This window comes from Enterococcus sp. CSURQ0835 (assembly GCF_902706605.1).
GTDB lineage: Bacteria > Bacillota > Bacilli > Lactobacillales > Enterococcaceae > Enterococcus_A.
The window spans coordinates 16,403-31,019 of record NZ_CACSLH010000034.1; the positions used below are offsets into that span (position 1 = coordinate 16,403).

A 14,617-nucleotide genomic window follows, 5' to 3' on the forward strand; every position below is an offset into this window, starting at 1 on the left:
CTTATTGGTCAGCTTTTTTGCGTTTTGTGAGTTGAGGAGGTAAAAAATTGCCTAGCACAAACACGATGATCCCCAACCAAATAAAACTAAATGCAAGCAACTGTGGCAGCGCATAAGGTTCGTGAAATAAAAAGACCGCTAACAGTAACATGATAGTAGGATTGATATACTGGATGAATCCTAGTGTGATATAGGATAGACGTTTGACCGCATTGGCAAATAAAAGTAATGGCACCGCAGTGATCGCCCCTGCTCCCATCAGTAACAAATTTGTTTTTAAATCATATCCCATAAAGTCTTGAGTAACCGCAAAAAAGTAAATCAATGCAAGCGGCGTCATAATCAATGTTTCTAACGTGATACTCGACACAGCAGAGATTGGCAAACTTTTTTTCATCAAGCCATAAAGACAAAACGATAATGCCAGCAAAAGTGAATTCAATGGAAAGACGCCCGTTTGAACGGTCAGTAAAACGACTCCAGTCAATGCCACAAGCTGGCTAACTTAGCGGCGCGACTCAGGGGTTCTTTCAAATAAAGAGCTCCCGCTAAAACATTAAATAGTGGATTGATATAATAACCTAGACTCGCTTGCTGCACTTCACCGATCGAAACTGTATAGATAAATAAACCCCAATTGAGCGAGATAAAGAGCGCTGCTAAAACAATCGTCACACGTTGCCGCTTTTTTTCCAAAATCGTTTGGGTCTTTACTTTGACTTGAGAAAATTTTTTAGTTACAGCTAAATACAACAACATAAAAATCAACGACCAAAAGATCCGATAAAACAAAAGATTAAGCGGTGGCACATCAGGTAATAATTTCCAATACAGTGGAATGATCCCCCACAAAATATAGGCGCCTAACCCAAATGCCAGTCCAGAATATTTTTTCATAAAACCTCTTTTCAATCATATACTTTTAAATTTAGAGCTGAAAGTAAAAAGGCAGCCCTATCAAAATAGAGCTGCCGACTTGCAATTTATTATTTGCTTAAACGTGCGACGTCACGCGCAATCATGACTTCTTCGTCCGTTGGAATAACAAAGACTTTGATGCGTGAGTTTGGTGTTGATAGCTCAGCTTCTTTACCATGCGTTGCAGCATTGACTTTTTCGTCATACTCGATCCCGAACCAAGTCATTTTATCTAAAACTTCTTTACGAACTGGATCAGCGTTTTCACCAACGCCCGCAGTAAAGACGATGGCATCCACGCCGTTCATCACTGAAATATATTGAGCGATATATTTGCGGATCCGATCACAATAAATCTCCATCGCTAGTACTGCATCAGGATTTCCTTCATCGGCTCCATTTTCAATATCTCGCATGTCACTGGAAATGCCCGTCAAACCTAAAACGCCTGATTTTTTATTTAAGATATCAATCATTTCGTTAATCGAAGAGATACCTTCTTTTTCCATTAAATATGGTAGGAGTGACGCATCGATATCCCCACAACGTGTTCCCATCGTTAAACCGGCTAACGGTGTGAAGCCCATTGAAGTATCCACTGATTTTCCACCTTCAACCGCCGTGATCGAACCACCATTCCCGATATGACAAGTAATGATCTTTGTGTCTTCAATCGGTTTTTCTAACAACTCAGCTGCCCGAGCAGATACATAACGATGGCTCGTGCCGTGGAAACCGTATTTCCGAGCAGCATATTTATCGTAATATTCTTTTGGAATACTATATAAATAATTTACAGCTGGCATCGTTGCATGAAATGACGTATCAAAGACTGCTACATTCACGACATTTGGTAAAATATGACGGAAAGCTTTGATCCCCATCGCATTAGCTGGGTTATGCAACGGTGCGAATTCTTTTAGCTCTTCGATTTTTTGCAATACATCATCATCAATGACGACTGAATCGCTGAAATATTCTCCACCCGCTACGACCCGGTGGCCAACGCCTGTGATCTCATCGAAGGAACCAATGATCTTCAACTCGATCAACTTATCTAATAACATTTGGATCGCGATCTCGTGATCTTTGATGTCTAAGACTTGTTCAAATTTTTCACCGTCATCATATTTGATCGTAAAGATCGAATCATTTAAACCGATCCGTTCCACGATCCCTTTCGCGATCACAGTTTCTTCTGGCATTTGATATAATTGCCACTTCAAACTTGAACTTCCGGCATTGATTGCAATTGTTTTTGTCATTGTTAATTCTCCTTATTTTTTAAACTATAGATTAGAAGACTTCCAGTCCTCGAATTCTTTGAAAAATGAACTTACTTTAGCAGGCTCTTTTAAAGTCGGTAACTTGACTAGTAAAACTTTATCCACTTGTTTTGCATCCGCTCCCGTATTTTGTAGCAACAAAATACTTTTACGTGAATGTTCAGACTGGAACAATTCGTCAGGCAATTGGATGATCCCTTGTAAATAAACTTTTTTCCCGAGCCATTTTTCTAACAGTGGTCCTTGCTCAGTTTCTAAAAAGTTACTTGGAACTAAAAACAAGCCATAGCCGGCTGGTTTGACATAATGCATGCTTTGCTCCAACAGCAAATGATGCGCATAACTATGTTCTTTTTCAGCATGCGTGATAAATTTTTCCGCCTGTTCATCATTGGGATAATAACCAACTGGCAAATCTCCCATTGCGATTTCAACCGGATCAACTAATAAATCGTGCAAGCTATCTTGATGAAACAATTGAAGGGTTTCCGCCATCAAAGCGCCATTCGCTGCTGCGATCGCTAACAATGTGTCATCGATATCTACACCGATCCCTTGCGCGTGATAGCCAGCTTGTTGCAACCCGATCACGACGGTCAGCAAAAGATTTCCCATCCCAACTGCCGGATCAAAAATTCGTAATTCTTTTGTTTGACTCAGTTGCTCAATCAAAAAGACGAATAAAAATCCGATGCTATCTGGCGTCAATTGATGATTTGGTTGTAAGCCTTCTTTTTTAGAACCATGTAATAATAAAAGTTGGGTCAATTTGCGCCATTCTTCTTTTTGCAAGTCTAATTGCAAAATGTCTTGATACAGAGCTTCGATCTTGGCGACTGTTTTTTTATCTGGCGTTTGATCGATCACTCGAACTTTTGCGTCATCCACTAGATTTTCCGCATTTTCAATGTAGGCGTCAAAAAAGGAAGTGTCTAGCGAACGTTCAATTGTGGTAATGGCTTCTTCCATCAACGAAAAAGCGGTCTCGATTTTTTCTGGGTTCATTTTACACCTCTCAAAACTATATAACACCTTTGATACCTGTTCTATTCTAGCGAAGAAAAACGAAATAATCAATCGCTTTCTTTTTATTTAAAGTGTTTTTTAGGACTGAAAAGCGGGAAATTGTCCGCACTAATTTAAAAGCGCTTACCTTTCATATCCTATTACTTTTTGGTGATTTCTTCAAGCGGTTCGGTAAAAGAAAATGATTTTCCCTGAATCTGGACTGTGATCTTCAAATTTTCTGACTGTTTTTGGTACACTAACTCACCTTGTGTAAAGTGCCACTGACCTTTCTCTTTTGCTAGTTGCGGATAGTCAGCTAAAAATAATTCTTTGGCGATCTTCGCTTGATAACTTCGACGCGTTCGATTCGTAAAATCAATCGTCTGTTGGTAAGTCGTCAACAGTTGCAACCACAAAAAACTAAATAAAAAAAGCGTCAAGAGGACCGATAGCAACACGCCCCCTCGACTATTTGATGATCCAAGCGCCACTTTTTTTCGTTCCTTGACTAAATTCAACTTCATACTCTACCCCACCTTTTGTTTCGTAACAAGTAAACTGCTTAACGTTGGTCAATAGCGGCTGATAGCCTTTTGATTTGATCAATTTGTCGTTCAATTGTTTGATCACTAACTGATCTTCAAAGATGATCTGGTTGTTTTTGACCTCACGATAGGTCGCCTGTCGTAATTCATGTTCCAACTGAAATAAAAAAACGTGCCACTCACGTTCTTGATAGTAACTCAATTGACGTTCGGTTTTTTCCGTATATTTGATCAAGCCGGAAATCACAAGTAAGATCCCGGCTAACATCAGCAACGCGACTAAACATTCTAGTAGTGTAAAGCCTTTATTTTTTTGCGACTTCAATTTGTTGCGCTCCTTCCGACCAAACAGCAGCGACTTTTTCGGCATTCACTGTAATCGTCACACTGGGGGCATTCGTTTCCTGATGTCGTGTGAAGCGCTTTGTTTCACTATACAATAGCGCATACTGATCCAGCTGCTTGATTTGGCGTTGACTTTGTTGTTGCAAGTGCAAACTAAAAGCTAAGTAACCATAGACCAATCCGACTAAGATCGCTAAGCTCAGTACACTTTCCAATAAAATATAGCCATCATTTTTTAACAAAGCGACCACTTCCTAATTGAAATTGATACGTGATTTTTTCTTCATTGACTTGCAAACTGATTTTTGGGATCGAGCCTGCTATTTGATCACCTGAAATATTACCGCTCGTTGCTTTGAACGTGATTCGACCGCCACTTTTCAAATCGATCCCCGCGGGTAATTGGAACAGTTTCCAATCCAACGTTTCACTAGGAACTGAAAAAACGATCAGCTCTTTGTCATTGTGCAAGTCGATATACGTATTTTTACTTTCCGTGATCGCGATCTGTTGCTGATGTAAGATCAATTTTTCTAGTTGATACAGGCAAAAGCGTTGTTGCAAGGCTTGTTGCCATGAATGAAAAACGATGGTCGGTAAAAAAGTAAACGCGGCAACGACAAACAAGACCACCAGTGCCTCCAACAAAGTAAAACCGCGATTATTTTTTTGCTTTATCATATTGTTCTTGCGTGATATAACCTTCTTTTTGTAGTTCTTCCAAAGTAGGCCGCTTGCCAAATTCTAACTCATAGACTTGCGATTGAGTGTCAATCACTTTTTCCAGCGCTTGATCATTTTTCTTGTCTGCTGCTTCTTTTTGTTTGATGATCCCAGGAACAAATAGCAACAACAAGATCCCGATCACAAACAAAACGACCATCATTTCTAGTAATGTGAATCCGTCTTTTTTCTTCATAATACGCCTCCTAAATTATTCGATAGTGGTAACAACATGGCAACATATAGACTGATGATCAACAGCGCAACCAATAAAAAAATAAGCGGTTGGATCCAAGCGCAAAAAAATTCTAGTCGGGTAAAAAAGCGCCGCCAGATCAACTCACTATAAGTTAGCAGTTCTTTTCCCAATTGACCGCTGGCTTCACCTTGCAACACAATCTGGCTGAACTCTGAACGTAAAAAGCGATAGTTTTGTAAAGCAGGAGCCAATTCCTTTCCTTGTTGAAAATTTATTTGTAATTCAGTTGCTAATTCTTTCATCAATGAAGGCTTTTGGGTAGCTAAGATACATGCGACGATCTGATTGAGTTCAAGACCTTGATCAAATAATTTTCCCCACTCTAAAGCAAAGTAAGCCGAGTGATAATCTTTTTGCAACGTACCGATCAAGGGTAGCTGCACTAACCAAGAAAAACGGGTGATCAAACTTCTTTGACCCATTTGCGCTTTCCAGAGACAAAATGCGCTAACAAGCACTAGCCCTAGACTGATCAAGATCACCGGTGTCGCTTGCACCAAGGTCACTGCCCAGTTATCTTTTTTCAACAGTCCCGTTGCTAATAGTTGCGGCAGTAAAAAGTAGCGCATGCTTAACAGTGTGATCAACAAGAATAGTAAGAGAACTAGCGGATACGCAATCGCTTTAAAAAAATTTTCTTTTTGTTGTTGGGTCAGCTGCATTTGTTTGGCTAGACCTTTTAAAGTCGGTGCTAATTCACCATGGCTTTCTGCAAGTTCGATTTGCAACACTTGATCACTGGAAAAACCTAATTCTGCAAAGCTCAATGCTAACAAACGACCGCCACGTAAATGTTTCAGTAATACCGCAAGCCAGATTTGTTTGATCCCATTGGCCTTTTGTAAAAATGCTAATGCTTCTGGCAAACTAAAGCCGTTAGTCAACAAATCTCCCAGCAGTTGGGTCAATTGAATCTTTTGCTTGATCGTAATTTTTTTCATCTTCATCGCGTGCTCCTAACAAAGTCAAACTCTCCGACCAACTTACTTTTTCTTTTCCAAATGTGTAGGCAACAAGCACCCCTTGACGACCGCTGACATCGGCAAATAATTCTTGGTAAACGACGCCACGCAAACAATCAGTCAATAAACTTTTTTCGCCACCTAACTCCACTAAACGCGTCACGGCCGATTCCAAACTTGCAGCGTGTAGCGTCGCGTAGACACAGTGACCCGTCAATGCCGCACGGATCGCACCTTTAGCCGTTTGTTCATCCCGGATCTCCCCGATGATCAGTACATCTGGGTGGTGCCGCAATGAAAGTTTAATCAACTCATCATAGGTTTGCTGGATCTTAGGATTGACTTGCAGTTGTAAAAATTGCGATTCTTCAACTTCGACGGGATCTTCAATCGTGATCACTTGTCCTTCCACTTGTTTTGCTAAACGGTACATCAATGTCGTTTTGCCCGAGCCGACCGCGCCACAAAATAAATACAGGCCTTTTTGCCGAGTCCGTTGGGTTAAAAAGATAAATTGTTCAGGTAAAAAATAATGGATCATCGCTTGCTCTAACGGATGGATGAACCGAATCACTAGTGATTCATTTTGTTTATAGTCCCCGACTGTCGACAAGCGTAATCGTTGCACGCCACAAGGCAAGTCATAACTGACCGCACCTAACTGGGCTTTCCGTTTTTCACTGACATCCATTTGTCCGATGTACTTGAAGCGACTGATCAATTGTAAGGCCGTGGCTTTTTTCAAGCACGCGTGATAAAAAAGTCGTGTCCCACGGCGAAAAAAATATTCATAATGATCTTGACGCGGCAATAAATAAAAATCTTGAAAATTTTCTTTGGCCCCTAACGCGACCAATTCAGTTGAAAATGTTTCGATCGTCATATTTCCCACCTCATTAGTAACATACGGCAATCAAATTTTTTTCACGTATTAGGCGGGCTCTTTGTTTTTAAAAAGACACAAAAAAATGGAGCCGCTCATTTGCGACTCCTGCATTTTTTTAGTTTAATAACTGAATGATTCGCTCTTTGCCAACTACTTTGACTAATAGCGGAATACGTGGTCCGTGATCTTGACCTAGTGTCAATTGATAAATCGCTTGGAACAATTCTTTTTGGTCTTTGCGTTTTGTTTTTTTATCTTTTGCCGGGGTCAAGTCATAAATTTTTTGCATCAAGTCCGGCTCATCACGCGTAGTATTTTCCAGCAACGCGACAAAAGCGGCTAATTCCGCTTTAATCTGAGGAGATAACTTTTGATAGAGCGCGTCATCTTTTTGCTGGCGGATCGTCAGCAACCGTGACGACGCATCATTTTCGATCCAATAAGCAGCACGTTTCAATAAATGCGCGATTGCTGCTTCTTGATAACCTTCTTTTTCCAAAATGTTTTGCGTCAATCGTTGATCATTTGCCGTTAGAGCTAAAATATTGACGACATGGGAAAAAGCTGGATACGTTTGTGTCAAGTCCACACCTGTCAAAAAGATCAACTGCTGCAGTGTCTCATCGGCACTTTTATTTTTGACCGCAGCGACTTTGCGCTCAAACTCACTGTAATTGCGTAAGACATCTTCATCTAAGCCGAGATTGAACTGGGCTTTTGGCAAGTATTTACCGTATAAATAAAAAACGACTTCCGGAGTGTAAATATCCAATAATTCATCCAACGTAATAATGTTGCCCGCCGAACTAGACATTTTTTTCGTTTGGCCTTTGATGTTTACAAAATCGTAAGGCTCATATTCTGGAGCAGGATAATCAAAAATTTCTTTAGCGACAGCTGTTGCAACATCAAAGCTGCCATTTTTGGATGAATGATCCTTCCCGCCTGGCTCAAAGACGACACCTTCATATTGCCACCGCATCGGCCAATCGATTTTCCAATGCAATTTGACCTGTTGACCATAACCGATCTTTTGACTACCTTGATGCCCAAATTTACACGTGTAATGCAAAGTGAGGGTTGCTTCATCAAAATCTGTGATCGTCGTTTGATCGTGCTGGCACGTCTCACAATATAGTGAGATCGGAAAATAATGTTCGCGCTCAGTCGCGTCTGGTTTTTCCGTTCGAAAACGCGCTAAAATATCATAAATTTCTTTCCGGTTGCGAAGTACTTTTTTCAACGCTTCATCATACACGCCGCTTTCATAGTGTTTTGTTTGGTACAAATATTCTGGTGCGATCCCTAATTTTTGCAAGTCTTTTTCAAATAATTGCTCAAAATAAGTCCCGTAAGATTCACTTGAACCAAATGGCCCTGGAACTTTCGTATACGGCTTGCCGATTTCCGTTTCCGCTACACCAGTAACATTTTTAGGAAGCTTGCGTAGCCGATCATAGTCATCCCATGACAAAATAAACCGGGGATCGCCGCCTAAATCTTTTAGGGCGGTTACGACAAAATACGTCGTCGCCAGTTCACGAAAATTTCCCACGTGAACAAATCCCGAAGGACTGACACCTGACGCACACGTCTGAATCCCCGTTGGTTTTCTTTTTAAAATTTTCTTTGCTGCTTCATAAGCCCAATGCATGGCGACACTCCCTTTTTCTTTAAGTGTACCAAAAAGCAAAAAGCCTGCCTAATAATTAGACAGACTGCTTAAATTGCGCTTCGACGCGATAGATCGGTTGGCCTTTGCCAGAAAATTTTTCTTCGTACTCCGTCATGATGTTGCCCTCGTAATCGCTGTGGTGCAGATCGAGCCAAACTTTTTTCAAAACCATCCCGTATTGCGAAAAGCTCGCCAACGAATATTCAAATAGGCCTTGATTATCGGTTTTAAAATGGATCTCGCCATTTGGTCGTAAGATCGTTTCATCGACCGCTAAAAAATTTTTAGAGGTCAAGCGTCGTTTTTCGTGTCGTTTTTTGGGCCACGGATCAGAGAAATTCAAATAGATCTGATCCACTTCGTTTTCCGCAAAATAATTTGTGAGCTCTGAACCATCTACATGTAATAATTGTAAATTTGGTACGTGTTCTGCGATCAATTTATCTAAGGCAAGTGAGATCACGCTGACTTGCATCTCGATCCCGATATAATTGATCTCCGGATGGGCTTTCGCCATTCCCGTAATGAATTGGCCTTTCCCCATCCCAATCTCGATGTGGATCGGATGATCATTTTTAAAGCGTTCCTGCCACCGACCTTTTAATTTTTCTGGTTCAGCTGGTACATATTCCGGATGGGCCGCTAATAATTCGGCAGCCCCGGGACGATTTCTAACGCGCATGTCGTTCTCTCCTTCGATTCATTTCATGATTTTATTCGTAAGTTTTTACGTTCCGCCGCTGATGCAATTCGTTTTGCTTTGATCCCCATAAAAAAAGCTGAACGAAAGTAAGTTCAGCTTCCCGCAAAAATACGTTTTAATTGTAAGATCGTTTGATTCATATGTTTAAAATCTTTTCGCTGATACAAGCGGGCGATCTCAGCTAACAAGCCCATCAACGCATACCAATAGATGCGTTCCATGTTTTCATCAGTAGGTTGCCACCCGTAACGCACGAGCCACGCGCTCCATGAAGACAGCGGCACGTAACTACCTAGAATCGTTCCTAGATCGAGCGCTGGATCAGCAAACATGATGGAATCCCAGTCGACCAAATATAAATAGTGGCGACAGACGAGCCAATTACGATGATTGACATCGCCGTGGACCACCGTGTATTTTTTTTTCGGATAATATGGAATATTTTGTTTTAAATAATTGTGCACCAATTCAATGAACTGATTTTCCTGTAAGATCTGCGGCAACGTTTTTTCATAGCTTTCCAGCAACTGTTGCGGGGAAATTTTGCGGCCGCCGATCCGCTTTAACATCGTGTGCAGCGATTCAGAATGATGCAGATGGTACAAAACATCGATCACATCATTGCGCTGAGGGATCTCTTCTGGTTCTAACAAGCGACCTTCCAACCACTCTTGAGCCGTTAGCGTATCGCCATCACCCGTTCGTTTGATCCAAACAAGCCGCGGTGCGATCCCTTCTTTTGACAATGCAGCCAGCATCGGAGTCGTGTTCCGCTTGATGAAAACTCGCTCATCGCTATTTCGATAGCCGACATATGTCTTGCCAGTACTACCTTTGATCGGTTGTACGCGCCATTCGCTATCCAATTGAAATTCCATCAAAGCGCCTCCTCTTGCTTTTTGCAGTATTTCTTATTGTAGTCAGTTCCACGAAGTTCGTCAAGTAGCCAAATGCTCAATTCAGTTAAATAAAATTTTCTCGTCGACTCAACGTTCCATTTTTTTGATCCGGCTAGGTACATACAAGATTAAAAATAACCCGATCTCGATGAGTAAAATCACAAAAATCAGCAAACTTTCCAACGGCGTCACTACAGCTAACGAGGCCAAGGCAAAGATCACGCTGGCGATCACTAGCAACGCACCGATCAACTGTCGCAATGCGCGCCGTTTAAACGGTGTACTCACCGGAAATAGTTGCGTCAAACTGACATAATCAAATTGCGTATACAGCGGCAACATTTGAAAGCCAATCAAATAAATAAAGAGCGCCGCTAAAATAGCAATAAAGCGAACATCACGCAACGTCAGCAGTAAAACACAGCCCACGACTAACAGCCGAAAATACAAGCCGCTGTATTCAGAACCTCGCAATGCGCGACGGCTGAACAAATACAAATATGTATTGCTCTGCTTAAACGAAATCAAGTGCAACACACCATCTAAATACTTCCGCCGCTTGACTTTAGCTTCGATCTCGGGCACATCTGTAAATAAATTGATGAACTGATAGATCCGATACAACCGACTGCGCTCTTGATCGATCAATTTTTGCCAATCGAGCAAGCGTGTTGTTTTCGTCACCTGACGTAAGATCAGTAACAAAAAAAGCGCCAGCGCTAAACCGATCACAGGAGTCACATACAAACTAGCCGCGATCGCTACTAAACTTACGACTGCCCAAAACAAGAGCAACTGCCGGACCTTAGACTTAGTATCTTGAAACGCCGAAAAGCGCAAGAGCAGAAAGTGTCCGACTTTTAACAGCCAAACCAAGCCTAGATAAGCTAGCGCCCAAGCGAAACTTTCTTTTTTGATCACTACGACGAGCGGCAAAGTAATCCCTACGACTAAGCCTTCTAACACAAAGGGAAAAAGCAAAGAATGTTGAACTGCACGATCCAAATAGCCTGCCATTTGTTTTTCTTTGGGGAGTAAAAAAGCGGTATCTGCCGGCTCTAGTAAAGTCGCCAAACCGCCTGCTGGTAAAACCAACCACCAAATAAGTGCGACGATCGGCAACCCCCAGACAAAATTTTCCGGTAAGCTTTTTAGCAGATTGGAATAATAAAAGCCTAAGCCGCCGACTAAAAACAAACAGACTAATACGAAATGATCATTTAACACGTAACGCATATACTTCATCATCTTTTTTTGGTGGCGTGCCAAACGAGCATTAAAAAATTTAGTCATGAGCGACCGACTCCTTTGTCAATGCGACGTAGATCTCATCTAAAGAAGAACCCGGCAAATCAAATTCTTGCCGCAATTCCTCGATCGTTCCTTGGGCGCGCACCACGCCTTCGTGTAAGACGACAAAACGGTCACAATATTTTTCGGCCGTCGCTAAAATATGCGTCGACATCAAGATCGAAGCCCCGGCTTTTTTCTTTTCTTCCATTAATTCTAACAACGCATTGATAGCCAGTGGATCTAGACCTAAAAATGGTTCGTCGATAATAAACAAACTAGGCTCAACTAAAAAGGCACACAACACCATGACTTTTTGTTTCATCCCTTTAGAAAAATTCACCGGAAACCAATCTAAGCGATTTTCTAAGCGAAAAGTTTTCAACAAACTATCTGCTCGACGCAATGCCTCTTCTCGCTCGATATCATAGGCCATCGCGGTCACTTCGATGTGTTCTTTTAGCGTCAGTTCTTCATATAATGAAGGCGTCTCGGGAATATAGCCGATCAATTTACGATAGGCTTCTGGATCATTTTTTAGTTGTTGGTCATTGATGGTAATGACGCCTTTAGTCGGGTTCAACAAACCGATAATATTTTTGATCGTCGTAGACTTCCCGGCGCCATTTAAGCCGATCAAGCCCACCATCTCACCGTCTGCTACCTTAAAACTGATATCTTTCAAAACCGGTAGATGGCCATAGCCACCGGTCACATGTTCAATCGTTAAACTCATGTAAAATCCTCCAATTCTTTTTTATTATACCACGGGTCTCAGCTAGTTTTTTTGTCTTTTCGCCGCTTTTTTCTCCTACCAGTTCGGAAAAATATGGTAAAGTGAAAGTACCAGTATTTTTCGAAAGGATGAGTCCCATGGATAATTGTATTTTTTGCAAAATCGTAGCCCAAGAGATCCCCAGCTACAAAGTATATGAAGATGATAAAGTATACGCCTTTTTAGATATTTCGCAAGTCACTAAAGGCCATACGCTCGTCGTTCCCAAACAGCACGTTGCCGATATTTTTGAATATGATGAAACGCTAGCGGCTGATGTGTTCTCACGAATCCCCAAAATCGCTAAAGCCTTAGAAAAAGCTTTTCCTGAGATGGAAGGTTTGAACATGTTGAACAACAACAAAGAGCTCGCCTATCAATCCGTCTTCCATTCCCATATCCATTTGATCCCACGCTACTCGAAAAAAGATGATTTTTCAATTCATTTCGGAGATCACACAAAAAAATATTCGCCAAGCGAGCTCCAACAATTCGCTGACGCGATCAAAGCGCAGGTGGACTAAATTGAAAAAATTTTTCCGTGGTTTATTATTTGGCGCAGGTGTTGGTTCCATCGCCGGTTTGTTTTTCGCTCCTAAAAAAGGAAGTGCTACCCGTGAACAATTGATTGAAGACACGCGTGGCCTCGTCCAACAAGCCGACGAGCTAAACGATGTTTTAGGTGATTTTAAAAGTTCGTTGCAAGAAGTCTTAAGCAATGTTAAAACAGTCGTTCCTGAAGTCCAAAAAGAAATCACCGATGAGATCGAGGATTTCAAATTTCAAGCTGAACCACGCATTCAACAGATCCAAGAGCAACTCAATAAAATCACAAGTGACTTGCCAAGTGCTGAGTAGCAAAAAGTCATTCACACAAAATGATAGCAATCAGGTAAAAAATGTGTCCAACCACACAAAAATCGCCGCTATCATTTTGTGTTTTTATTGTGAAGTTTATCAGAAACTATTGTTAAAGGCTTTATTTTGAGATTTTAGGTATGTTATAGTGGTTTTATCGAATCGCAAATCATAATTACAGGAGTGTAGCACAGGATGAAAAACATCAAACAAAAAATTCTTTTAGCAACAGCGGGTCTGTTGAGTGTTGCGGTCTTAGGCGCATGTTCCAATGGTGCATCTAATCAAGACATCGCAACGATGAAAGGCGGCAAGATCACCGTCGAAGATTTTTACAACGAAGCGAAAAAAGAGCAGACGAACCAAAGTCTGGTACGAAACATGATCATCTACAAAGTTTTTGAAAATGCGTATGGTGACAAAGTTTCAGATAAAAAAGTCGACGCTGAATACAGCAAACAAGAAAAAGAATTGGGCAGCAGCTTTGAAAGCCAATTACAATCAGCTGGCTATACGAAAAAATCGTATAAAGAATATTTGAAACAAACGTTAGCATTCCAAGAAGGTTTGAAATCGCACGTTAAATTGACAGAAAAAGATAAGAAAAAAGCTTGGGATTCATTCCATCCTGAGGTTCAAGCTCGCGTCATCATGGCAACGAGTGAAGATGAAGCAAAAGATTTGAAAAAACAATTGGATGACGGCAAAGACTTTGCAAAATTAGCAAAAGATAAATCAGCCGACAGCGCTACAAAGAAAAATGGCGGCGAGATCAAATTTGATTCACAATCATCTACTGTTCCAAGTGAAGTCAAAGAAGCAGCGTTCAAACTAAAAAATGGTGAAACGTCTTCTGTGATCTCAGCAATGGATTCATCGACTTACCAAACGTCTTATTACATCGTGAAGATGGAGAAAAATACGCCTAAAGGTAATGACATGGACAAATACAAAAAAGAGATCAACAACATTGCCGAAGAATCTAAAATGTCAGACCAAAACTTTACTTCAAAAGTGATCGCAAGCGAATTGAAGAAAGCTAACGTGAAGATCAAAGACAATACGTTCGACAACGTCTTATCTGATTTCTTGAAGACGAATAGCTCTGGCAAGAAAACAACGAACTCTTCAGCCGCTACTGATAACTCAGCCAAAACTGAAGAATCTACCAAAGCCAGCGAAAAAACGGAAGAATCAACGAAGAGCTCTGAAGCAAATTCAGAAGCTTCAACTGAACAATCAACTGCAGCTTCAGAACAAGCTAGTCAACAATCTTCACAACAAAGTACCGAACAATCATCAGCTGCACAATAAGATGAATTGGAAAAGACCTGACGGCTAGCCGTCAGGTCTTTTTATTGTATGATTTGAAAACCACCTGCTATGCGGGTGGTTCCAAAAAGCTTTTAGCGTGGTATCAAAAAAGCCTCCCAAAATGATAAGATAATGCTGGTTGACCGACCGCATCACTATCAGATTAGGAGG

General features: G+C 41.2%; 17 protein-coding genes and 1 pseudogene. 3 read left to right on the forward strand and 15 right to left on the reverse strand.

Annotation, left to right across the window (positions count from 1 at the left end):
- Position 1 precedes the first annotated feature (1 nt).
- The 15 genes and pseudogenes from rarD to GVJ38_RS12000 all read right to left on the reverse strand — a co-directional run bounded on the left by rarD (position 2) and on the right by GVJ38_RS12000 (position 12,235).
- A pseudogene (gene rarD / locus GVJ38_RS14495) lies at positions 2-897 on the reverse strand (EamA family transporter RarD).
- Positions 898-986: 89 nt separating this feature from the next.
- Complete coding sequence (locus tag GVJ38_RS11935) at positions 987-2,183, reverse strand: acetate kinase (RefSeq protein WP_159723381.1); 1,197 nt, start codon at positions 2,181-2,183, stop codon at positions 987-989.
- Positions 2,184-2,207: 24 nt separating this feature from the next.
- Positions 2,208-3,209, reverse strand: coding sequence for a class I SAM-dependent methyltransferase (locus GVJ38_RS11940; protein WP_159723382.1), 1,002 nt, complete (start codon positions 3,207-3,209; stop codon positions 2,208-2,210).
- 161 nt (positions 3,210-3,370) lie between these two features.
- The gene (gene comGG, locus GVJ38_RS11945) at positions 3,371-3,703 is read right to left on the reverse strand and encodes a competence type IV pilus minor pilin ComGG (RefSeq protein ID WP_235032889.1); all 333 of its coding nucleotides are present in this window, start codon (positions 3,701-3,703) and stop codon (positions 3,371-3,373) included.
- Entirely contained in the window at positions 3,681-4,082 is a 402-nt protein-coding gene (comGF, locus tag GVJ38_RS11950) for a competence type IV pilus minor pilin ComGF (protein ID WP_235032890.1), read from the reverse strand. Before comGF ends, comGG begins: the two co-directional genes overlap by 23 nt.
- On the reverse strand, positions 4,063-4,344 hold the full coding sequence (locus GVJ38_RS11955) for a hypothetical protein (RefSeq protein ID WP_159723384.1): 282 nt from the start codon (positions 4,342-4,344) through the stop codon (positions 4,063-4,065). The genes comGF and GVJ38_RS11955 overlap by 20 nt, the downstream gene beginning before the upstream one ends.
- Positions 4,331-4,783, reverse strand: coding sequence for a competence type IV pilus minor pilin ComGD (gene comGD, locus GVJ38_RS11960; RefSeq protein ID WP_159723385.1), 453 nt, complete (start codon positions 4,781-4,783; stop codon positions 4,331-4,333). Before comGD ends, GVJ38_RS11955 begins: the two co-directional genes overlap by 14 nt.
- Complete coding sequence (comGC, locus tag GVJ38_RS11965; protein ID WP_159723386.1) at positions 4,764-5,021, reverse strand: competence type IV pilus major pilin ComGC; 258 nt, start codon at positions 5,019-5,021, stop codon at positions 4,764-4,766. The genes comGD and comGC overlap by 20 nt, the downstream gene beginning before the upstream one ends.
- Positions 5,018-6,031 carry a competence type IV pilus assembly protein ComGB gene (gene comGB, locus GVJ38_RS11970; RefSeq protein ID WP_159723387.1) on the reverse strand — a complete coding sequence of 338 codons (1,014 nt, stop codon included), beginning with the start codon at positions 6,029-6,031 and terminating at the stop codon, positions 5,018-5,020. The genes comGC and comGB overlap by 4 nt, the downstream gene beginning before the upstream one ends.
- Entirely contained in the window at positions 5,961-6,929 is a 969-nt protein-coding gene (gene comGA, locus GVJ38_RS11975) for a competence type IV pilus ATPase ComGA (RefSeq protein WP_159723388.1), read from the reverse strand. Before comGA ends, comGB begins: the two co-directional genes overlap by 71 nt.
- 118 nt (positions 6,930-7,047) lie before the next feature.
- A complete protein-coding gene (lysS, locus tag GVJ38_RS11980; RefSeq protein ID WP_159723389.1) occupies positions 7,048-8,586 on the reverse strand; it encodes a lysine--tRNA ligase in 1,539 nt (512 codons plus the stop codon).
- A 55-nt stretch (positions 8,587-8,641) separates the two neighbouring features.
- Positions 8,642-9,289: a tRNA (guanosine(46)-N7)-methyltransferase TrmB gene (gene trmB, locus GVJ38_RS11985; RefSeq protein ID WP_159723390.1), complete on the reverse strand. Its 648-nt coding sequence runs from the start codon at positions 9,287-9,289 to the stop codon at positions 8,642-8,644.
- 113 nt (positions 9,290-9,402) lie between these two features.
- Positions 9,403-10,188, reverse strand: a complete 786-nt coding sequence (locus GVJ38_RS11990) for a phosphotransferase family protein (protein WP_159723391.1) — start codon at positions 10,186-10,188, stop codon at positions 9,403-9,405.
- Positions 10,189-10,296: 108 nt separating this feature from the next.
- On the reverse strand, positions 10,297-11,502 hold the full coding sequence (locus tag GVJ38_RS11995) for an ABC transporter permease (RefSeq protein WP_159723392.1): 1,206 nt from the start codon (positions 11,500-11,502) through the stop codon (positions 10,297-10,299).
- Complete coding sequence (locus tag GVJ38_RS12000) at positions 11,495-12,235, reverse strand: ABC transporter ATP-binding protein (protein ID WP_159723393.1); 741 nt, start codon at positions 12,233-12,235, stop codon at positions 11,495-11,497. The genes GVJ38_RS11995 and GVJ38_RS12000 overlap by 8 nt, the downstream gene beginning before the upstream one ends.
- Positions 12,236-12,372: 137 nt before the next feature.
- On the opposite strand from GVJ38_RS12000, the gene GVJ38_RS12005 reads away from it, so the two are divergent.
- The 3 genes from GVJ38_RS12005 (at position 12,373) to GVJ38_RS12015 (ending at position 14,446) form a co-directional block, all read left to right on the forward strand.
- Positions 12,373-12,798, forward strand: a complete 426-nt coding sequence (locus GVJ38_RS12005) for an HIT family protein (RefSeq protein WP_159723394.1) — start codon at positions 12,373-12,375, stop codon at positions 12,796-12,798.
- A 1-nt stretch (position 12,799) separates the two neighbouring features.
- A complete protein-coding gene (locus GVJ38_RS12010; RefSeq protein ID WP_235032892.1) occupies positions 12,800-13,132 on the forward strand; it encodes a YtxH domain-containing protein in 333 nt (110 codons plus the stop codon).
- Between the two features lie 195 nt (positions 13,133-13,327).
- The gene (locus GVJ38_RS12015) at positions 13,328-14,446 is read left to right on the forward strand and encodes a peptidylprolyl isomerase (protein WP_200849502.1); all 1,119 of its coding nucleotides are present in this window, start codon (positions 13,328-13,330) and stop codon (positions 14,444-14,446) included.
- Positions 14,447-14,617: the final 171 nt, after the last annotated feature.